Annotated in this window: 16 protein-coding genes; all 16 read right to left on the reverse strand. The window is 66.0% G+C overall.

Going from position 1 to position 20,358, the window contains the following annotated elements; all coding sequences use genetic code 11:
* Window positions 1-9: 9 nt before the first annotated feature.
* The 16 genes from AC5RWA_RS08105 to AC5RWA_RS08180 all read right to left on the reverse strand — a co-directional run bounded on the left by AC5RWA_RS08105 (window position 10) and on the right by AC5RWA_RS08180 (window position 20,346).
* Window positions 10-2,778, reverse strand: coding sequence for a galactose oxidase-like domain-containing protein (locus AC5RWA_RS08105; protein WP_494057204.1), 2,769 nt, complete (start codon window positions 2,776-2,778; stop codon window positions 10-12).
* Entirely contained in the window at window positions 2,775-4,274 is a 1,500-nt protein-coding gene (locus AC5RWA_RS08110) for an ArnT family glycosyltransferase (RefSeq protein ID WP_494057205.1), read from the reverse strand. Before AC5RWA_RS08110 ends, AC5RWA_RS08105 begins: the two co-directional genes overlap by 4 nt.
* Window positions 4,271-4,438 (reverse strand): hypothetical protein, encoded by a 168-nt coding sequence (locus tag AC5RWA_RS08115; protein WP_181884879.1) that lies wholly within the window; start codon window positions 4,436-4,438, stop codon window positions 4,271-4,273. The genes AC5RWA_RS08110 and AC5RWA_RS08115 overlap by 4 nt, the downstream gene beginning before the upstream one ends.
* Window positions 4,438-5,580, reverse strand: a complete 1,143-nt coding sequence (locus AC5RWA_RS08120) for a glycosyltransferase family 2 protein (protein WP_494057206.1) — start codon at window positions 5,578-5,580, stop codon at window positions 4,438-4,440. Before AC5RWA_RS08120 ends, AC5RWA_RS08115 begins: the two co-directional genes overlap by 1 nt.
* Window positions 5,577-6,026 (reverse strand): GtrA family protein, encoded by a 450-nt coding sequence (locus AC5RWA_RS08125; RefSeq protein ID WP_181884878.1) that lies wholly within the window; start codon window positions 6,024-6,026, stop codon window positions 5,577-5,579. The genes AC5RWA_RS08120 and AC5RWA_RS08125 overlap by 4 nt, the downstream gene beginning before the upstream one ends.
* A gap of 448 nt (window positions 6,027-6,474) precedes the next feature.
* Window positions 6,475-7,791, reverse strand: coding sequence for a M18 family aminopeptidase (locus tag AC5RWA_RS08130; RefSeq protein ID WP_494057207.1), 1,317 nt, complete (start codon window positions 7,789-7,791; stop codon window positions 6,475-6,477).
* A gap of 10 nt (window positions 7,792-7,801) precedes the next feature.
* Entirely contained in the window at window positions 7,802-8,719 is a 918-nt protein-coding gene (locus tag AC5RWA_RS08135) for an intradiol ring-cleavage dioxygenase (protein WP_494057208.1), read from the reverse strand.
* Between the two features lie 64 nt (window positions 8,720-8,783).
* Complete coding sequence (locus AC5RWA_RS08140; protein ID WP_275725153.1) at window positions 8,784-9,476, reverse strand: response regulator; 693 nt, start codon at window positions 9,474-9,476, stop codon at window positions 8,784-8,786.
* Window positions 9,473-10,807, reverse strand: coding sequence for a sensor histidine kinase (locus tag AC5RWA_RS08145; protein ID WP_494057209.1), 1,335 nt, complete (start codon window positions 10,805-10,807; stop codon window positions 9,473-9,475). Before AC5RWA_RS08145 ends, AC5RWA_RS08140 begins: the two co-directional genes overlap by 4 nt.
* Before the next feature lie 26 nt (window positions 10,808-10,833).
* Window positions 10,834-11,730 (reverse strand): ABC transporter permease, encoded by an 897-nt coding sequence (locus AC5RWA_RS08150; protein WP_494057210.1) that lies wholly within the window; start codon window positions 11,728-11,730, stop codon window positions 10,834-10,836.
* A 5-nt stretch (window positions 11,731-11,735) separates the two neighbouring features.
* Complete coding sequence (locus AC5RWA_RS08155) at window positions 11,736-12,683, reverse strand: ABC transporter ATP-binding protein (RefSeq protein WP_079597920.1); 948 nt, start codon at window positions 12,681-12,683, stop codon at window positions 11,736-11,738.
* Window positions 12,684-12,853: 170 nt separating this feature from the next.
* Window positions 12,854-14,350, reverse strand: a complete 1,497-nt coding sequence (locus tag AC5RWA_RS08160; protein ID WP_494057211.1) for a bifunctional phosphatase PAP2/diacylglycerol kinase family protein — start codon at window positions 14,348-14,350, stop codon at window positions 12,854-12,856.
* A 148-nt stretch (window positions 14,351-14,498) separates the two neighbouring features.
* Window positions 14,499-15,710, reverse strand: coding sequence for an MFS transporter (locus AC5RWA_RS08165; RefSeq protein ID WP_494057212.1), 1,212 nt, complete (start codon window positions 15,708-15,710; stop codon window positions 14,499-14,501).
* Window positions 15,707-16,480 carry a DeoR/GlpR family DNA-binding transcription regulator gene (locus tag AC5RWA_RS08170; protein WP_494057213.1) on the reverse strand — a complete coding sequence of 258 codons (774 nt, stop codon included), beginning with the start codon at window positions 16,478-16,480 and terminating at the stop codon, window positions 15,707-15,709. The genes AC5RWA_RS08165 and AC5RWA_RS08170 overlap by 4 nt, the downstream gene beginning before the upstream one ends.
* Window positions 16,481-16,637: 157 nt before the next feature.
* The gene (locus tag AC5RWA_RS08175; protein ID WP_079597976.1) at window positions 16,638-18,320 is read right to left on the reverse strand and encodes an ABC-F family ATP-binding cassette domain-containing protein; all 1,683 of its coding nucleotides are present in this window, start codon (window positions 18,318-18,320) and stop codon (window positions 16,638-16,640) included.
* A gap of 37 nt (window positions 18,321-18,357) precedes the next feature.
* Window positions 18,358-20,346 carry a penicillin-binding transpeptidase domain-containing protein gene (locus AC5RWA_RS08180; protein WP_494057214.1) on the reverse strand — a complete coding sequence of 663 codons (1,989 nt, stop codon included), beginning with the start codon at window positions 20,344-20,346 and terminating at the stop codon, window positions 18,358-18,360.
* Window positions 20,347-20,358: the final 12 nt, after the last annotated feature.

The raw sequence follows: 20,358 nt of genomic DNA on the forward strand, positions 1-20,358 counted from the left end.
TCTTCTTCCTCATCGGATGTTGATCCAGCGAGCCACCGAGGGGACTCCCTTGTCGTCCAGGACTGTGAGCATGTACGGCCCCGGCGGCAGGAGCGCCCGGTTGGTGGGGATGGTGGCGGTTTTAGCGGCCCCGCCTGACAGAGGCAGGTCCACAAGACGGGAGTTGGTGTCCGTCTGGTGCGTGGCCGATCCCGGGCTCGTGAGGGAGGCGCTTATGACGTTGCCCGTTGTGCCCAGCGCGAAGGCCTGCCCATACTTTGCGTTGGCCGGCGCGCCTGTAATCGTCGGGCGCGCACCCTTGAACAGATAGGGCGGCTCGTAGACGCTGAGCCGCTTCTCGTAGGAGTTGTCGACCGGGTTGGACCCGATGGCGACGACGCGGCCGTCGGGCAACAGGAGCGTCGAGGAGTGGTAGTTCCTCCCCACCGGGTCGGCAGCCACCTCAGCCCAGCTGTTGCCGGCCGGCGAATAGATCGCGGCACGCCGGACGTCACCGGTCCGGTTGCCTGTGGATCCATGGCTTGCCAGGACGCTGCGATCCGGGAGGTTCGTCAGGTTCAGGTACATGCGGCCCTCGGTCCCGGGCAGATTGGGGCCAGGTACCCAGGCCGGGTTCGCCTGGTTCATATCCACAATGTCCACGGTGTTGGTGGCGCCGCCGAATTCCGTGCTGCCACCGCCGGCGATCATGAACTTCTGGTTCTGGGCCGGCGGCAGCAGCACGGAGCCTGCCTGGTCGCGGAGCTGCGGCACGCGCAACCCGGGGATGTCGCCGATCCGCGCCCGGCGCCAGTCGTAGATAAAGGACCCGGAACCGGGCTGTGCATCACCGAAGGTATGGCCTCCGGTGTAGAACATCCGGCTGTCCGCCATCAGGAACATGTGCGGGTACGTGCCCAGGTACCGGTTAGTCTGAGGGACTTCGTTGCGAGCGAGCCAGCGGTTCTGCGAGAAGCTGAAGATCTCGGTCGCGGTCGAGCCGCCGCCGTTCTGGTCGTAGCCGCCGGCCATCCAGATGTCACCGGTCTCGAGCTTGGTGAGGGTGGGGTACCAGTGGCCGTCGATCGCGTCGTTCGTCTTTGTGTAGGCATTCGTGGCCGGGTCGAAGACGTAAGACGACTTCAAGCCCTTGTACGACGCGCTTTCCGGGGTACCCGCGTAAGCTTCCGTGCCGCCCTGGACGAGAATCTTCCCGTCCGGCAGGGTCACATGCCCGGAGCAGAACATGTCCGACGGCGTGGGAACGCTGGTGTAGGTGTTGGTCGTCGGATTCCAGATGTGCGTCTGGAACGTGCCCGGCAGGAATTGGCCCTCCCAGTCGTTGCCCGAGCCCGAGATCAGCAGGATCCGGCTGTCGCGCAGGAGGGTCGCGTGCATCGCGCGTCCCGGCATGCTCGACGGAGTGGTCCAGCGGCCCGTGGCTGCGAAGCCGGTGGTCGGGGGTGGCGTCGCTGCCCCGCCTGTCATGGTGAACCGCGCGGCGGCGTCGCCATAGCGCTCGTAGTGCTCCACCACCACTGTGTGGGGACCGGCGGCCACGTTCCGGGTGGCCATGTAGGTGGACGCGCCCTGGTCTTTCCAAGCGTCGATGATGGTTGTCCCGTCCAGCTTCACGCGCACGCCGTCGTCACTGGTAATCGTGAACGTCTGGTCGCCGGCGGGGAGGTCGAGCGTCCGGGTCCACCGGGTGGAGTCCTCTGTCCCATCCAGCCCCGCTCCGGCCCCGGTTGCTCCGGGCCAGGAGAAATTGATCTCGGCGTCACACCGGGTCAGGGCGGGAGTGCCGCCCAAATCGATGTTGTTGAAATACTGGCCCGTGAAGCCGGTGCACTCACCGGGCGGCGGTGGCGGCGGGGGCGGCGGGGCGCCGCCGGAGGCAGGAGAAGTCACCGTGGCACCGATCTTGGCATTGGCGATGAGCCAGCTGCGCGACTCCCCGTGGCCTGACAACACGAAGCCGCCCTCGGGAATCGCCAGGCCCGGCGCACCGGTGGCCTGGCGATCATTGAAGTCCGTGACCTTGCCACCGACGACCGCTGCCTCGGCACCCCACTGGTTTGCAGGAGAAGCGGTCTGGCTCGCAGTTTTGGTGTAGCGGACCAGGAAGTCCGCCGCACGATAAATATTGGTGCCGTTGATGGCATGGGACTGGCCGTTGATGGTGGCCGTCGAATCGTTGACCTCCGTCGGAGGGGACGGGGGTGGCGCAGTCCCGTCGCCCGGGACGGTCACCGTGATGGGCGGCGTGCGACCGGCAGGGCCACCGGCGGTGCGGGTCCACTCCTCGTCCAGGACGTGGGACTCGATCTTGTAGGTGCCGGTGGTGGGCAGCGTATAGGTCCTGGTGCCGGGGTGCTCGTAGTCCCCGTCACGCGTCGTGACCGTGCGGTTGGCTGGTACTGTCCAGGTGCCGCGCCAGGTCCCGTTGAGCCGGGTTCCGGTCGACGGCGCGAGGGTCTCTGCCATGAGGACCTTGCCCTCATGGTTGTTCGGGTTCTGCTCGATGAAGCTCGGGTGGTACAGCCACCACTCGACCTTCACGATGTTGCCACGCGCCTCCTGGAGTTGGCGCGCCGTCGACTCCAGGGCGACGGCTCCGGCGAGAACAGCACCATCCTTGGGGGCGACCAGCTGGACGTCGATACAGACGGTGGGGCCTACCTCCACCCAAGGGCACGGGGCCGCGTGGGCTGACGTGACCAGCGCCGACGGCACGGTCAAAACCGCCAGGCTCAGTACGGCAGCGAACGCGGCGGCTCGCTTTGGACGCGTGTTCATTTTGTCTCTTTCTTGGTGAAGACGAGCCACATATCCGTCTCGGAGTGCTCGCGGGCGGGCATGGTTGCGGTGAGCTTGTAGTGAGGGCTGTCCCGCAGGGCCTGGAGCAGCACGGCCTGTCCTGCATCCTGGTCGGGTGCACCGGTGCTGGCGGAGCGAAGGATGACGGATTGGAACCGCTGATCCTCCACAGCCACCCTGATGGCCTCCTCCCCTTGGGGGTAAAGGGAGAAGGTGGTTTCCCAGGTGATCTCCGGGCGGTCACGCAGGTGGTACTTCAGGGAGTCCGTCGCCGAGGAGATGTAGATGCCCGGCCTGGGGCTGTCCCCAATTACGTTAAGTACGGGCTGGACGCTGACCCAGGAGGCGAACATGGCCTCAGAGCGGGAAACGCCGAACAGCAGGGCCGCCAGCAGCAGCACCGAGACCGGGAGCAGCTTCCATGTGCGCCTGGACAGCTTGGCCAGCGCGTAGCCGGCCAGCGGAGCCAGGAAGAGCGCGGAGTAGGCCATGTGTTTGTCGAAGGAGACGCCCTCGCCAAGAATCAGCTGCGCGGCGGGCAGCGCCATGCCGCCACCGAGCAGCCCCAGTCCCAGCAGGGCGTGACCCTTCCCGCGCCGGGCAAGCATAAGTCCTCCCGCCAGTGCGACAAGGATCAGGATGCCGATGTCGAGCGCCATCCACGCCAGGAGATCCTCCGTGGAGTGGGGGCTGAGCGCGGATCGATCGGCGGTGGTGAAGGCGATGCCTGCCGCGATTTGGGGGGACCAGGCGAGCCATGCGGCAGCAGGGATCGCCGCCGCAATGATCCCAGCCACCCCTGCCCGCCAGCGCGGCGAGGTCAGGAACACCACGCCGAGCACCACCGGGATGAAGATCGCGCCGGTGTACTTCATGACGGGGACCATGCCGAGGATGGCGCCGGTGGCCACTGCCGATGGCCAGCCCTTCTGAACGCCTGTCCAGAAGGCGCCGGCGAGCATGGCGATGACCAAAGCGTCAAAGGTGGCCAGTGCGCCAGCGAACACGACCGGTCCGGTCAGAGCGAAGACGGCAGCGGCGAGCATGCCCTCACTCCGGTATCCCAGGTCGGCCAGCGCCCGGTAGACGAAGATCGTCGCCGCCAGCACGCAGAGCAGGCTGAACACCCTCACCAGGAGGAGCCCTCCGAGGGTGTCCAGGACGGCAGCGAGCACGGGGTAGACGAACGGTACGCCGGAGAACGAGTCGCCGTACGCCTCGACGCCGTCGCCTGTCAGCCAGTGCCTGAGGTAGTCGTGCCCGGCGTTGATGTAGAGCGCTTCATCGATGAAGGCTGTGTTGGACAGCCGCAGGCTGAGTGCGGCCAGCAGGGCCAGCAGCGTGATGAGCGGGGCAAGGCCCACCCACCGTGGTGTGCCCGCGACCCGCAGCCTGGGCGGCAGGGCCTGGCTGACGGCCTCGTTCCAGGGTGGGCGGCGGTAGGCGTCGACCGTGCGGGTGAGGGCCTCAGTCACGTGGATTCCCTCCTCGGAGGCAGAGTGCTGTCGTGCTTGTGCTTGGGCAGGATGCGGCGGATGGCGATCGCGAGGATCAACAGCGTGAGAGCTGTCAGCGCAGCGACCCCAGCCATGAAGCCGTCGTGTGTGACCTCTTCAAGGAGGCCCAGAAATGTGTCCATCAGGTCAGCCACTCCTTCTCTCCACCGCGCAGCGCAAGGCGAAGTGCCTGCCAGTACGCAACCGATTGGTATGTTTCGTAAATCCACAAAGGAATGATGAGGGTGGCGTAGATGCGCGCTCTCCATCCCGCGTTCCAGGTGGCTACCAGCTGGTCAAGCATGAATACCGGGATGATGAGCAGCCAGAATGGGTAGAACGCCACCCCCTCAAAGGCCAGGGCGTAGCCCCAGGTCATCAGCATCAGCAGGGGGATGACGCTGCGGAAGTATGTCCACGCCTGCACCGCCCAGGCCTTGCGGGTATGCTCCACGAACCCATAGGTGAACAGGGTCTCCAGCGTTCCCCGCTGCCAGCGCAGTCGCTGGACCATCCAGTCGTGCCACGTTGGCATTACGTCGGTGACCACGACGCAGTCGATGGCACAGCGGGGGTCGTAGCCCACCCGCTTCAGCGCCACGGTCAGTTCATAGTCCTCAGTCAGGGAGGACTCGTCGTAGACCAGTCCCTTCACTCCGGGGATGAGAGTGCTGCCTCGCATCCCGGCCACCTTGCGCAGGGATGCGACCGTGAACATGGTGGCGGCGCCCGATAGCACATGGATGCGCCCGGCACGTCGGTGCACTGTGCGAAGCCCCTGCGTGTACTCGATCTTTTGAAGGAGGGCCACGCGGGATGGGTGGTCGGCGGCAACATAGGAGCCACTGATCCCGCCCCTTAGCGGCCAGCACTCGAAGTAGGCCATGCCGGCAGACACGAAATCATGGTTTAGCCGGCTGTCTGCATCCATCATCAGTACGACGTCATGAGGCAGAAGATCAGGAAGGACCATGGCGAGCCCCTGATTGAGCGCGCCCGCTTTCCTGGCGGTGTTGTCCCGGGTTTCCAGGACCTCCACCCCCATTGCCCTGGCGATGTCCACGGTGCCGTCGGTGCAGTTGTCTGCGGCGACGAGGATACGGTCCGGGGCCTGGGTCTGGCGGCGCAGGCTGTCGATCGTCTGTGCGATCCCGATCTCTTCATTGTGTGCAGGGATGATCGCGATCACCCTCGCAGGCGGCCGCAGCTTGTCTGTCGCTTGGGCGAGCGGGCTTTCGCTGCGGTCATTGCCGAGTTTCACGACGGCGTCGTTGGTGGTGGTCATGAGAGCTGCTCCTCGCGAACTGAAGGGGCGGGCAAGAGGCGGCCCGCATCCGGACGAATGCGATAGATGACCCGGGACGTAAAGGCGAAGCGGATCAGGAACGCGGCCGCGAGGGTGGCGGCCTGCGCGACGAGGCCGGGAACGAGCAGGACGCTCACCAGGAGTACCAGCACCGGCATCCGCACGAGCGTCTCTATGTTGTTGAAGCCGAAAGCCGCCAGGATGCGCTGCCGCAACGGTCGGCCCCCGCGATTGTCCTGGAAGACCAGCCGCTCCTGCATCAGGAAATTGCTCAGGATGGTCAGCTCGGTGGCCACGATCGCAGCCGGAAGGTAATGCGAGCCCAAGCCGAGCATCGCCGCCATGATCGCCAGGTTCAGGACAGTGCCGAAAGCACCCACGGCCGCGAATCTGGTCATCCGGCCGACCAGAGGATTCGTGGTCATTTTTCTCACTTGTGGGAAGACCCTCACAGCTGCAGGGGCGGGGCCGCTGTGCGTGTCCTGAAAGAGAGGAGGAGCCATTTTCACCGTAGTCCTGAGCTCGAAAATGCTGCCGGGCAGTCTTACTGCCTCCAAGCTAGGCATGGCTGGAGCCCAATCATCCGCGCGGGTGGACCACGGTGCGGGTAATGGGTGGTTCATTGGGGAAGCTGCGGGAACTGCGGGAATCGGCCTGACACGAACGGCGTTGGTCAGTCCTCAAACAGCGGGGAAAGCCGGGTGTCGCCTGAGCAGAACCGCACGAGGGCATGGCAAGGCACCACTAATCAAAGAAGGAGCCCTCGAGGATGCCCCTGCGTACCGCAGAACCATGCTGCACTCAAACGCCTGGTGCGGCGCGTTGTGGCTACCCGCACTCGGCGAGCTGTTGGCCCCACGTCATTTTGGAAAGTTACTGGCCGGCGGAACCGTAAGCCGTCCGGAAAAACAGCTCCGTCACGGCCGCCAGGCGCCGCGGATCCTCCACACCGCACAGCTCCCGGGCCGAGTGCATGGACAGCAGCGGAACCCCAACGTCCACCGTACGGATTCCCAGCCGTGTGGCCGTCAACGGACCGATGGTGGAACCGCAGGGAATCGCGTTATTGGAGACGAATTCCTGGAACGGCACGCCGGCCTCACCACCGAGCCGGGCCCAGAACGCGGCGCCAGGCGCGTCCGTCGCATACCGCTGGTTCGCATTGATCTTCAGCAGCGGCCCGCCATTGAGCACCGGGTGGTTGGCGGGGTCGTGCCGTTCCGCATAGTTCGGGTGTACCGCATGCCCGGCGTCTGCCGAGACGCAGAACGACGCCGACATCGCCTGCCGCCGCTGGCTCACCGAGGCCCCCAGGCCGTCGGAGATGCGTACCAGAACATCCTCCAGAATGGGCCCGCAGGCGCCGGAGCGGGAGTTGGAGCCGATCTCCTCGTGGTCAAAGGCGGCAAGGACGGCGATGGGCCCGGAAGCAACCCCACCGGAGGCGTGCGAAATCAACGCAGCAAGCCCCGCATGGGTGGACGAAAGGTTGTCCAGCCGCCCGGATGCGAAGAACTCACCTGAGCCCCCGAAAACCGCAGGGGCCTGCGTGTCCGCAACAACGACGTCGTACCCGCCAATGTGTGCAGGATCCACGGAAGCATCAGGCACAGAAGAAGCCAAAACGTCCAGCAGGTCAAAATCAGCCGGGTTGCCCAGCCCCCACACCGGGTGCATGTGCCGCTGCTTATCAAGGGTGAGCCCCTCGTTGACGGCCCGGTCCAGGTGGATGGCCAGCTGCGGAAACCGGAGCAGGGGGCCGGTTTCCGTCAGGTGCTCGGTGCCGTCCAGCATCACCAGCCGGCCCGCAAGCTGCAGTTCCCGGTCAAGCCAGGAGTTCAGGAGCGGCCCGCCGTACACCTCCACACCCGCCTGGAGCCAGCCGTGGGCGCCGGTGGTCGGCTTGGGTTTGAGCTTGAAGGACGGCGAATCGGTGTGGGCCCCCAGGATGTTGAATCCGGTGGTGGGTCCTGCGCCCCCCGGAACCACCCACGCGATCAGGGCGCCGTCGCGGATGATGAAGAACGAGCCCGGCCCGCCCTCCCACGGCTCCAGCTCATCAAGGTGTGTAAACCCCGCGTCCTCCAGCCGCCGGCCCGCCTCGCGGACCGCGTGAAAGCTTGACGGCGATGCGCTGACATAGGCGCCAAGGTCCCGAATGTGGTCTGCGGCGGAGGAATCGAAAGGCATGCTCCCGAGTCTAGATGGTCACGTTAAGCCCCGCCGTGTACCCCTGCGCTGCCGATCCGGTCATCGTGGCGAGCTGGTAGATGCCGCCGTCGTTCCGAAAGACGCTGTCCGACTGCAGGGTGGTGCGACGCATCGCGGCCACGCTGTCCTCATACCCGGAAGTGGCATAGACGTCGTCACAGGCCGCTTGGGTGAGGGCAATCTGGGAAACGGCCAGCACCTGCCCCGCCGTGGTGGCATTGCTCATGGACTCGAACACCTCAAAGTGGATGTGCGGCCAGCGGCCCGGATAGGCGCCGGGGAAGATCGATGTGAAGGTGGCCTGACCGTTGGCGTCCGCTTCCTGGACCCCGCGAAGGTAGTTTTCATTGGCCAAACCGGAGTCGTACATGGAGTACTTCCCGTCCCGGTCGCAGTGCCAGGCATAAACGGCCGCCCCGGCCAGCGGCCGGCATCCGTTCGCGTTGTCCAGGAGTGTCAGGGTGAAGGTCAGCGGGACGCCTTCCGCCTTGCCGGAAAAGGCACCGAAACTTGACGTGATGTCGCGGCGGACCACTCCGGAGGCTGTCAGTGCATCCGGTCCGTTGGAGCCATCGGCCGGGAAGGGCCCTGCCGTTTCCTTGGGGATGTCTACGCCGCACTCTGTAATCGCCCGGGTTACCGTGGGGCTGGCCGGAGCGGGCACTATCCCGCCAGGTGCCGGGGCGGCCGGGGAGGGGGAAACGGACGACGGCGACCGGCCGGCTGGTGTGCCTTGCCCGGGCGTGCAGGCAGCCAGGGCTGCCACGGCGCCGCCCGCGCCAAGGAACCTTCCAAGGAAACGGCGGCTCATCATCGTTGACAGGTCGAAGTCGAGTCCCCGGTCATGGTTCGGATGCGGCTGTCTGCCGTCCGCGCCGGGATCTTCGGGCGTGCGGAAAGTGGTCATGACTCCATCAAAGGCCACCACGCGTGCCTTGCATAGGTCCGTATCAGCCGTGCATAGATCTGTATCAGTAGTCCGGGTTGCTGGGGACCACCAGGCCGGTCTCATACGCATAGACCACTGCCTGGACGCGGTCGCGGAGGTGCAGCTTGGTGAGGATCCGGCGGACATGCGTCTTGACGGTGGCCTCGGACAGGAAGTAGCGGTGGGCAATTTCAGCATTGGAAAGACCTTCAGCCATCGCCTCCAGCATCTCCGTCTCCCGCGGCGTGAGGTCTGCCAGCAGGGGGTCCGGTGCGGGCGCGGCAGGTGCCGGCCGGGCCGAGCCGCGGACGTACGTTTCGAGCAGGCGCTGGGTGATCCGGGGCGCCACCACGGCGTCGCCGCTGGCCACCACGCGGACGGCATTGATCAGGTCCGACGGCGCCGCATCCTTCAGGAGGAAGGCCGACGCACCTGCCTGGAGACCGGCGAAGGCATACTCGTCCACATCGAACGTGGTCAGGATGATGATCCGGGCGCAGGAGCCGGTGGCGGTAATGGCCCGGGTTGCCTCGATACCGTCCAGGACAGGCATCCGGACGTCCATCAGCAGCACATCCGGGTTCAGCTCGCCCACCAGCCGGATGGCCTCGGCGCCGTCGGACGCCTCACCCACAATCCGCAGGTCCTCCTCGCCTTCCAGGATCAGGCGGAAACCCATCCGCAGCAGGGGCTGGTCATCAACCAGCAGGACGGTGATCGGGGCGTTTTCGGTCATACCTTGCCTTGCAGTTCGTGCGGATAGGGACTGAGTTCCGGCTGGTCATCGCCCGGCCAGCACAGCACGGCGTGGACGCGCCAGCCGCGGCCGGTTGGACCGGCCTCCACCGTGCCGGCGTAAATGCGCGCACGCTCCGCCATCCCCGCCAGCCCCTGGCCGGTTCCGTAGGAGCCGCCCTGGACGCCTCCCTCACTGGGCTGCTGCCCCGGAACCCCCGCGCCGTCGTCGAGCACTTCAATGGTGACCGTGGAACCGGACCGGACGATGCTGACGTCCACCCGGCCCAGTGACCTGGCGTAGCGGAGCACGTTGGTGAGCGACTCCTGGACGATCCGGTAGACGGTGAGCTGGAAGGCGGCGTCATCGGGCAACGCCGGGCCGCTGTGGGAGTAATGCAGCGGCAGCCCGGCCGTGCGGAACCCTTCCAGCAGCTTGGCCAGGCTGTTCCCGGCGGCGATCGGCAGCCTGGGGGCGGTTGCGCCGGCATCATCCCGAAGGACGCCCAGTACACGCCGCATATCGGCAAGGGCGGTGCGGCCGGTCCGGGACAGCTCGCCCAGCACGTCACCGGCGCGTCCCGGGTCTTTCCGGACAACGACGGCGGCCCCGTCCGACAGGCTGATCATCACCGTCAGCGAGTGGGCAACGACGTCGTGCATTTCCCGGGCGATCCGGTTCCGTTCGTTGACCGACGCCAGGCGGGCTGTCCGTGCCGCCCAGGCCGCCACCTCCTGCTCGTGTTCCCGCCGCTGCTTCACGCCGATGCCGATGCCGGTGGCGATGACGTTGGACAGCGCGATGCTGGCACCGGTGGCAATGCTGGTCAGGAGGTTGAAGTCGCCCGGGTTGGCCCCCACGTCGTGGACGAAGGAGCTTTCCATGGGGTGGGTGTGGGTACCCACGGCGGCCAGCAGGTAGAGGAGGGCCAGCGGCGCGGTGGCCACCGCCATGGTGATCAGCGCGAACCGGCGGGTGTGGACCACGGCCACGGCATAAAGCGAGAACCACAGCCCGGCGGAGACGTTGGAGCCCCAGGGATGCAGCAGCGTAACGGCCACCTCCACCACCGCCACGAAGGCCACCAGGCCTACCGGGTGGGCCCGGCGAAGGAACATCGCTGCCGCCACCACCGCCAGCAGGGCTGCCGCGGGCCAGTTGCCGGAGATGACGGCATCAACCACTGTCGGCGTCACCAGCAGTGCATAACCCAGCGCCACCACCGCATCCATGACGCGCGGGTGCTGGTAGAGATACCGCCGGACAAGTCCCCGGCGGCGGGCCGTGAGCTCGGCAAAGGACGCGTCAGCCTGTCCGGCTGCCGCGTCCATTGCTGGTCCCCCCTGGTTCATACGGGTCAGACGTCGCGTTTCTTCAGCACGATCATGGCCGGAATGAGGAACAGCAGCACGTAACCCAGGAAGATCAGGCCGCCCTGCCATGGATCGATCACGCCGTCCGTGTGGCCAATGGACAGGAACCGTCCGCCGGCGTCGCTCGGAATGTACTGCGGAACGTACTTCCAGAAGTCGCCGGGGATGAGCGTGAGGAAACTCGCGGCAATGGACAGGACGAAGAAGATGCCCACCAGGACGGTGATGCCGCCGGCCGAGTTCCGCAGCAGGGTTCCCAGCGAGAGTCCGATCAGGGCAACGCCCGCCACATAGAGGCCGCCGGTGAAGATGCTGTACAGCACACCGTCGGTGGACCAGTCCAGGTCGAAGCCGATGCCCTGGAACACCGGCATGGCGATCAGGAACGTGGCCACGCCCGCAATGGTGGTGATGACGTACGAGATCACCGCAAGAATGATGGCCTTGGCAACGAAGGCCGGTGTGCGGCGCGGAACGGCATTCATGGTGGAACGGATCATGCCGGTGGCGTATTCGGAGGACATGAACAGCACCGCCAGGGATCCGAGGACCAGGATGCCGATCTGCAGGCCGGCGTTGGGCAGGTTGTAAAGGTCGAATCCGGACCCCGGCGGGAACGTCTGTTCCATCATTTCAGGGGTCAGGGTCTGGCCCTGGTCCCTCGCATTGCGGATCATCTCGTCCAGGAATGTGTAGCGGATCAGGACGGCCAGGGCTCCCACGCCCACGATGGCCACCAGTGTGAGCAACAGCAGGATGCGGGTGGACATCAGGGACCAGAGTTTGATCCATTCGGAGCGGAGTACGCCGCCGAAAGTGACGCCGTGGGACCCTGCCGAGGAACGGGCGGGGGCGGCAGCGGTTGGTGTTTGGGTGCTCATGGTCCTTACTTTCCTGCCGTCGCCGGGGAGGCCAGGGCAGGCCCTCCGGTCAGGTGCGAGTGGTATTCAACTTCGTCCTTGGTGAGGTCGAAGTAGGCGTCTTCCAGGCTCGAAACCTGCGGCGTGAGTTCGTACACCAGGACACCGTTGCGGAGCGCCACCTCCGCGATTTCGCGCGGCCCGATGCCGGTCACCGTCAGGGTTTCCGGTTCGCTTTGGTCCACGGTGACTCCGTCTCCTGCCAGCAGTGAAGAAAGCTGCGGGGCGGAGTCCGTGCGGACCAGCGTCCTGGACTGGCGGGTGCCGGCGATGATTTCCTGTACAGGGGCGTCGGCGATGATGCGGCCGCGGCCGATGACGATCAGGTGGTCGGCGGTCTGGGCCATTTCGCTCATGAGGTGCGAGGAGAGGAAGACGGTTTTGCCCTGGTTCGCCAGGTAACGGACCAGGTTCCGCACCCAGAGGACGCCTTCGGGATCCAGGCCGTTGACCGGCTCGTCCAGGATGAGCGTCTGCGGGTCGCCAAGGAGGGCGGCGGCGATGCCCAGCCGCTGCCCCATACCCAGCGAAAAGCCGCCGGCTTTCTTCTTTGCCACGGCATCCAGGCCGGTCATCTCAATAACCTCATGGACCCTCGCCTTGGGGATGCCGTGCGTGGCAGCCATGGCCAGGAGGTGGTTGTATGCGCTGCGGCCCGTGTGCACGGCCTTGGCGTCCAGCAGGGCACCCACCTCGTGGAGCGGCGCCTTGTGGTGCGCGTAGGGCAGCCCATTCACCGTGACGGATCCCGACGTTGGCCGGTCCAGTCCCATGATCATGCGCATGGTGGTGGATTTACCGGCGCCGTTGGGGCCCAGGAAGCCGGTGACTTGCCCTGCCCTGACAGTGAAACTGACTCCGGCCACGGCGGTTTTCGCGCCATAGACCTTGGCCAGGTCTTTTGCCTCAATCATGGATATGTTCCTTCGGACGGCAGCGCAGGGCTGCGGATGGGTTCAGGTACGCGGTGTACCCCTTACGCTACCGATGCCGATGCCCCATTTCGCCTGTCTCAGGGATGATTCAGGGGCAACTCAGGGTAGTCCCCGTGGATGACCGTCAGCCCAACAGGCGGCCCGCTCTCCTAGGAGTGGGGCGTGTAGTAGGCGAGGGCCCGGGGAACCACGCTGTACTTCACGCTGCGCACACCGGCCAAGGCCTCGCCGTCCACCGCCAACGCCATGGGTGCCCCGCCGGCGTCGATGCGGACCTCAGTTGCCTCCCTCAGGTGGGTGATCCGCGAACCTGCCACCGTTCCGGTCAGCACCGACCACAGGAGCCGCAGCCGCGCAAACGATTCATCGGCCGTGATCAGCCTGACGTCCAGGACCCCGTCGTCCAGGACCGGGCGGAGCAGCGGCGCGTGGTCCCGGGGATAGTAGCGGCCCCGCCCCAGGTAAGCGATCCACACCTTGTGCAGGACACCGTCCACCGTGAGAGTGACGGGCGTCCCCGCGGCGAAGGTCCTGATCATCGCCACAACGCCGGCGAGTGGTTTCCCGAGCGCTGACTGCAACTGCTCGCGCCGCCGCACCAGGTCCGGGTAGAGGCCGATGCTGGACGTGTTCAACATGATCAGCTTCGCGACTTCAGGCTGTCCCGCGAGCCCGCGCTCCACGGCGACAATGCCGATGTCCGCCAACGCGGCCTCGCCCCTGGAGGCGGCCGCAACGGCTTCCTTGAGGCTTCCTGTTCCTGCGTCGCGGGCAAAATGGTTGAGCGTCCCGCCCGGGAGGACCAGGAGGGGGATGGAACGTTCGACGGCGGCCGCGGCCGCTGCGCCCACCGTGCCGTCGCCTCCCCACACACCGAGGGCGCGGGTGCCCGGCCAGTCCGCAGTTGCAGCGATTTGCGCCAGCAGCTCATCCTCGGGCTGAACGGTGTTGATATGCGCCTTCGGGAATACTTCTTTGAGTGCGGCGGCCGTCTCTTCCCTGAACGAGCCACCCAGGGTGTTCATTACGATGCTCAGGCCCTCGCCTCCCGGCAATTCGGGCGCAGGCGTCCAGGTCCGCGCGGGCTGCGGGAAGGGTGGACGGACCGGCCACCACCTGCGGGTTACCAACGCTGCTCCTGCCCCCAGCGCTGAGCCAAAGAAGACGTCCGAGGGCCAGTGCGCCCCGGTGTGGACCCGGGAGTAGGCCACCCCCAGGGCGGCCGGCGCCAGGGCAGCGCCTAGGGCGGGCCGGACCAGGCCCACTCCCACGGCAAACGCCACGGCTGACGCGGAGTGTCCCGACGGCATGGAGGAGCTGGTGGGTTGGGGATGGACGAACCTGAACACCGGGAGATGCTCCGGCAGCGGCCGGGTGCGGGGGAGCAGCGTTTTGAAGACGCCGTTGGTCACAGCCGATGCAACAGCCTGGGCCAGCAAACCATGCAGGGCTGCCCGGCGGGTCTTTCCCGGGAAAGCGGCCATCACGGCGGCCGCCGCAATGCAGAGCTTCCCATGATTGCCCGAAGCCGAGAGCCTGCGGAAAAAGTCGTCGTGGTTGCCGCCCGGCAGATCGGAAACATGCTTTACAAGGTATTTATCCAGGCGGCCGATCCATCGATGGCTTTTACGCCATGTGCTGTGCATGCCCTCACCCTACCGCCATGGCAGGCACGGACGCCCCATCACCTTTGGGGCTTAAAACCCCAACGCTCCATCACCTGTTGCGGCGAAACCCGGAACGCTCTCTCACTTATGGCGGCGAAACTCGGAACGCTCTCGCAGGTCCAGCGGCTTACGTGGTTTCAGCCGCCTGCTTCGTTTTGAGCGGCTTGGCTGCACCGGCGAGCAAGAGTGCCAGGAGAATCGGCGCCAGGATCGCAAGCAACGCCAGGTGGATGCCGGTGAGGTCCCCGAGGTACCCCAGCAGGGGAGGACCGGCGAGGAACGAGATATAACCGAGGGTGGATACAACGGATACCCTTGCGGCGGCGTGCTTCGGGTCGTCGGCCGCGGCGGACATTCCCATTGGGAATGCCAGCGCTGCTCCGACGCCCCACAGCGCAGCACCAGCTGCGGCCAGCCAAACGTTCCCGGCGAGGACGAAGAGGCAAAGACCGGCGGCGGCCGCCGCCATGCTGGCCCGCAGCACGGCAACGCGGCCGTACTTGTCGATGACCTGGCCGCCGAAGAACCGCATGGCTGTCATGGCCAGGACGAAGAGGGCAAACATCAGTGCGCCGGTTGACTCTGATGTTCCGAGTCCGTCGACCGATGCTTTGGCAATCCAGTCGTTTCCGGCGCCTTCTGTCAGGGTCGCCCCCAGGACCACAACACCGATGAGCAGGGTGCGGCTGTCCCGCCATGCGGAGGGTCCCTTGGCGGGCTTCGCTTCGCCGGCGGGGGTGGCAGTTGGGATGTGTGGCAGGAAGTAGCGGGGAGCGATCATGGTGACCACAACGACGATGCCGACGATGACCAGCAGATGCACGGGAAGGTCCACGCCCAGGTTAGAAAGCCCCGCGCCGATAAGCGCGCCCACGAAGGCGCCGCCGCTGAATGCTGCGTGGAACTGCGGCATGATGGTGCGGCGCATTTTGTGTTCAACGTCGGCCCCCTCAATGTTCTGGGACACATCCCACAGGCCGATGGCGATGCCGAAGAAGAACAGGGAGACGGCCGTGCCGGGAATCGATGCGACGGCCAGTGACAGGGCGATGCCGGTACCCGCTGCGGCGGCCAGCAGCCCGCCTAAACGGACAGTATTGGCCGTTCCCAGCCGGCCCACCACCAGGCCGGCCGTGGGCAGCGCGAGCAGTGAGCCGACGGCGGTGCACAGCAGGAGCGTCCCCATCTGGCCCGAGGTGATCTGCAGCGTTTCGGTGACTGCCGGAATTCGTGCAGCCCAGCTCGCAAAGACCAGGCCGTTGATGCCAAAGACCACGAATGTGGCCACCGCTGCTGCCTTTAATCCCGCTTCATGTGCCGTGCCGGTATTCAGGCTCATACATTCACTACTTCCACTGAGTATTTATCGAGTTGTGCGCGCTCTTCGGCGCTGAAATCTTTGTCCGTCACCATTACATCTACCCGCTCCAGGCTTGCCACAAGTACCCTTGCGTGCGCGCGCCACTTGGCCGCAGCGGCTGCCAGCACCACACGTGCGCCGGCTTCGAGGCCTGCGCGTTTTACCGCCGCATCCTCCAGGTCGTGCGCAAGCAGGCCGTCCTTGAAATCCACCGCGCAGGGCGTAACAACGGCGGTGTCAAAACGCAGGGACCGAATGTTTGACTCTGCCAGCGGGCCCCGGAAGCACAGTTCCCCGGGGACCAGGTTTCCGCCGGGCAAGAGGAGCGATGGGCGGACACCGGCACCGCCTTCCTCACCGGCTGCAGCATTGAGCGATCGTAGAGACATGGGCATCAGCGTCAGGTCCCTGCCAGCCACGGCGCGTGCCACCTCCGTGGCCGTACTGCCGCTGTCCAGCCATACGTGTTCACCGTCCCGCAAAAGCTTGGCAACGGCCGTTGCAATCCGCTTCTTGACGTCCTGGTCCTCCAGCTCGCGCTGGCCGTAACCCGGGTTCCCGCCGTGGACTATGAGGCTTCTGGCTCCGCCGTGGATGCGCCGCAGGACACCGTTGGCGGCCAGGACTTCAAGGTCGCGCCGGATCGTCGCCCCGGACGCATCACAGGCGAGGATCAGCTCATCCACGCTGACCTCGGACCGTTTGCGCAGCATCTCTGCAATGGTGCGATGCCGCTCGTCCGTCTTCATGATCAAATGCTAGCAATTAATGATCATTTAATCACCAGCGTGCGCAAGGCCGGTGTCGGTACAAAACCGCGAGAGGTGATGGAGCGTCGCGGAAAAACCCGCGAAAGCTGATGGGGCATCGCGGGAAAACCCGCGAAAGGTGAGAGAGCGTCCGGGGTTAGCGGGCGCGCACCACCCGTTGCTCGTCCCAGACCGGCTCGTCTGATTCGTACACTTTTCCGTCGGAGCCGAACACCAGGAAGCGGTCGAACGTGCGGGCGAACCAGCGGTCGTGCGTGACCGCCAGGACCGTCCCCTCGAAGTGGTCAATGGCCCGCTCCAGCGCCTCCGCGGAGTGCAGGTCCAGGTTGTCCGTGGGCTCGTCCAGCAACAGCAGGGTGGCTCCGCTAAGCTGCAGCAGCAGGATCTGGAACCGTGCCTGCTGGCCGCCCGAGAGGGACTCGTACTTCTGCTCCGACTGTCCTGCCAGCCCGTAACCGTCCAACGCCCCGGCGGCGGCCTCACGGCCAAGACCGGAACGGTGCTCGTCGCCGCGGTGCAGGATCTCGAGCAGTGTCTTGCCCAGGAGATCCGGGCGCACGTGGGTCTGGGCAAAGAATCCCGGCCGGATGCGGGCCCCGAGTTTTACCGTGCCCTCGTGGGGAACTTCGGCGATCTCGACGTCAGATACCGGCAGGTGCTCGCGCTCGGGGTCGGTGCCCCCGGTGGCCAGCAGGCGGAGGAAGTGGCTTTTGCCCGAGCCGTTGGAGCCGAGGACGCCCACGCGGTCGCCGAACCAGACTTCCGTGGAGAACGGCTTCATGAGCCCGGTCAGTTCCAGCCGTTCGGCCACGATGGCGCGTTTGGCAGTCCTGCCGCCCTTGAGCCGCATGTGCACGTTCTGCTCAATGGGCAGCGCTTCCGGCGGGCCCGCCTCGAGGAACTTCGCGAGGCGGGTCTGGGCCGCGTGGTACCGGTTGGCCATGTCCGAGCGGAAGGCAGCCTTGTTCTTGTACATATTGACGAGTTCCTTGAGCTTGACGTGCTCCTCGTCCCAGCGTTTGCGGAGCTCCTCGAAACGGGCGTTCCGGTCAGCGCGCGCCTCCACGTAGGAGCCGAATCCGCCGCCGTGGATCCAGGCCGCAGCGCCGTTGATTCCGGGCTCCAGGGTCACGATGCGCCCGGCGGCGTTGTTCAGCAGTTCACGGTCGTGGCTGATGAAGAAGACGGTTTTCCTGGACTCGTTGAGCTTGTCCTCGAGCCAGCGCTTACCGGGCACGTCCAGGTAGTTGTCCGGTTCGTCCAGGAGCAGGAGGTCGTCCGGTCCGGCGAAGAGTGCCTCCAGGACCAGGCGCTTTTGCTCACCGCCGGAGAGGCTCGACGCCGGGCGGTGCTGCGCGCGGTCAAAGGGGAGTCCCAGCGCGGCCATGCAGACCTCGTCCCAGACGGTCTCCACGTCGTAGCCTCCGGCGTCGCCCCAGTCCACGATGGCCTGCGCGTAGCGCATCTGGGTGGGTTCGTCGTCGTGCTCGATCATGGCCAGTTCGGCCTCGTCAACCTCGCGGGCGGCGGCAGCCAAGGCAGGCGGTGCTGCGGACACGAGCAGGTCACGCACGGTGGATTCGTCCCGGACCTGGCCCACGAACTGGCGCATGATGCCCATGTTTCCGGACCGTCCGATGACGCCCTCGTCCGGGGTGAGGTCGCCGGCGATGATCCGGAAAAGAGTGGTTTTTCCCGTCCCGTTGGGTCCGATCAGCGCCGTCTTGGTGCCATCCGGAACCTTGAAGGTCACCCCGTTCAGCAGCTGCGTGCCGTCGGAGAGAAAGTAATCGATACCGGAAACGTCAATATGGGCCACGCAGTCCATCTTCCCACGCGGCCCGTCGGGTTGACGGTCAGCCGGCGGCGGTGAGGAACTCCTTCAGCAGCGGCCCGGATGTTGTTGCTCCCAGTCCGCCATCCTCCACGAAGACGGCCACGGCAAGGTCTCCGTGCACGGCCACAATCCAGGCGTGGGTCTTGGGCGGATTCTCTTTGCCGAACTCGGCGGTGCCGGTCTTGGCGCCCACGGGCTCACCCGGAACGGACGAGAGGAACCCGGCGTGTCCGGAGGTGACGACGGCGCGCATCATGTCCGCGAGGGAAGCGGCCTCGGCCGCCGTGATCGGCTGGCCGGACGCCGTCGAGGGTGCTTCAGCTGTCGCCGTCGCAGACGGCTGGGCGGCCGGAGCTGTGGAACCGCTGGTGGTCCCGGCGGCGGCAGCACCGCCGTCGGGGTTCAGGACCAGCTGCGGCGAGACAGGCGCGCCCTTGGCCACAGAACCTGCCATCATCGCCGCCGCCAACGGTGACAGAAGTACCTTGCCCTGGCCGATCATGGAGGCGGCATGCTCGGTTCCGGCTGCTTCGGCGGGGACGGAACCGAGGAATGCCTCCGCCCCAAGTGCGGGTGCCTCCACGGCCAGGCCCATGGCCATGGCTGCCGCTTCGAGCTGCCCCTGAGACACCTTGTCACGCGCGGCAATGAAGGCGGTGTTGCAGGAATGCGCGAAGGCATCGCGGAGGGTGACGGAACCGAGGGAACCCTCGGGATACCCCTCCGCATTCTTGAACGTCCGGCCGTCCACCGTGAGGGTAGGCGTGCATTCAACCTTGGATTCGGGAGTGAGGCCGTTGCGGAACATCGCCAGCGAGTCCACCATCTTAAAGATCGAGCCCGGGGCGTACTGCCCCAGCATTGCGGTGTTGTAGCCGTTGCTGCCCGGCCCGGAGGCGGCCGCAAGGACCGCTCCGGTGGAGGGGCGCAGGGCCACGATGGCGGAGGCGGGACCCACTTTTTCCAGGGTGCTTTCGGCGAGCGTCTGCAGCCCCGGGTCCAGGGTGGTCTTCAGGGGCGTCCCCGGCGTCGGCGCCACCTCAAAGAGCACGCGCCTGGGGTCGGTGGCTGACGACTGGATCTGTTCGCGGGTCAGGTCTGCACGCTGGGCGCGGATGACGACGGCGTCCGTCCCCCTCAGCTGCTCGTCGTACTGTTGCTGCAGGCCGCCGATGCCCGTCACATCGCCCGGCGTCAGCGCTCCTTCCGAGGCTTCGATCTGCTCAGCGGTCGCCTCACCAACGGAGCCGAGCACAGCGCGGGCAAAAGTCCGGCTGGGCGCCAGCGGCATGGACGCTGGAATGGCCCGTGCGCCCGGGATGGCGGCAATCTGCTCATTCGTGATGGTCCGGCCCTCTTCACGCAGGGTGATTGCCGGCACGAAGGCGGAGGCACCGGATGCCTTGACCTGCTCCACATATCCGGCGGGATCAATGCCAACCAAAGCGGCCAGCTTTCCGGCTGAATCGGCAGGATCGGCAGCACCCAGCTGCGGCTTGTCGATACCTACGTTCACCACGGGGCGGTACGTGACCAGCGGGACGTCGCCGGCACCGAGGATATCGGCGCGCTGCGGAGACTGGGCACCCTTGGTCAGGATTTCGGAATCCGCGAGGCCCGGCACCAGGAGGGCTGGCTCCCAGACTGTGAGCCACTTGTCGCCGGACTTCTTGAATTTGGCCGACACCGTGTACTTCCACTGCGCGTCACCGAATGACCAGGTGTAGTTCAGGGGCGACGACGCGTTGTCGCCGTCCAGGGTGAGTTCGCCGGCTTCGACGGTGGGCTTTTGCGGATCAAGGGCAGCAAAAACGGTCTTGAGCTGGTCGTTGGCAGCTCCGGCATCCTTGCCGTCGAACTCCACCGACGCGATATCCAGACCCGAAACGGCGGTGGCCAGCTGTGAGGCTGCCGCCTCGGCACCACTGCGGCCGTCGTCGCAGGCTACCAGCGATGTTCCGAGAATGAGCGCAGCTACGGCTGCCGAAAGTTTTGTTTTTTTCCCCATCGCGCCATTATG

Source organism: Arthrobacter sp. 210 2, from assembly GCF_059093025.1.

Excerpts from the sequence above, each read along its gene's own strand:
- AC5RWA_RS08105 (WP_494057204.1), bottom strand. The coding sequence starts at position 2,778 with ATGAACACGCGTCCAAAGCGAGCCGCCGCGTTCGCTGCCGTACTGAGC.
- AC5RWA_RS08115 (WP_181884879.1), bottom strand. The coding sequence starts at position 4,438 with ATGGACACATTTCTGGGCCTCCTTGAAGAGGTCACACACGACGGCTTC.
- AC5RWA_RS08120 (WP_494057206.1), bottom strand. The coding sequence starts at position 5,580 with ATGACCACCACCAACGACGCCGTCGTGAAACTCGGCAATGACCGCAGC.
- AC5RWA_RS08125 (WP_181884878.1), bottom strand. The coding sequence starts at position 6,026 with ATGACCACGAATCCTCTGGTCGGCCGGATGACCAGATTCGCGGCCGTG.
- AC5RWA_RS08130 (WP_494057207.1), bottom strand. The coding sequence starts at position 7,791 with ATGCCTTTCGATTCCTCCGCCGCAGACCACATTCGGGACCTTGGCGCC.
- AC5RWA_RS08135 (WP_494057208.1), bottom strand. The coding sequence starts at position 8,719 with ATGACCACTTTCCGCACGCCCGAAGATCCCGGCGCGGACGGCAGACAG.
- AC5RWA_RS08140 (WP_275725153.1), bottom strand. The coding sequence starts at position 9,476 with ATGACCGAAAACGCCCCGATCACCGTCCTGCTGGTTGATGACCAGCCC.
- AC5RWA_RS08145 (WP_494057209.1), bottom strand. The coding sequence starts at position 10,807 with ATGGACGCGGCAGCCGGACAGGCTGACGCGTCCTTTGCCGAGCTCACG.
- AC5RWA_RS08150 (WP_494057210.1), bottom strand. The coding sequence starts at position 11,730 with ATGAGCACCCAAACACCAACCGCTGCCGCCCCCGCCCGTTCCTCGGCA.
- AC5RWA_RS08155 (WP_079597920.1), bottom strand. The coding sequence starts at position 12,683 with ATGATTGAGGCAAAAGACCTGGCCAAGGTCTATGGCGCGAAAACCGCC.
- AC5RWA_RS08160 (WP_494057211.1), bottom strand. The coding sequence starts at position 14,350 with ATGCACAGCACATGGCGTAAAAGCCATCGATGGATCGGCCGCCTGGAT.
- AC5RWA_RS08165 (WP_494057212.1), bottom strand. The coding sequence starts at position 15,710 with ATGAGCCTGAATACCGGCACGGCACATGAAGCGGGATTAAAGGCAGCA.
- AC5RWA_RS08170 (WP_494057213.1), bottom strand. The coding sequence starts at position 16,480 with ATGAAGACGGACGAGCGGCATCGCACCATTGCAGAGATGCTGCGCAAA.
- AC5RWA_RS08180 (WP_494057214.1), bottom strand. The coding sequence starts at position 20,346 with ATGGGGAAAAAAACAAAACTTTCGGCAGCCGTAGCTGCGCTCATTCTC.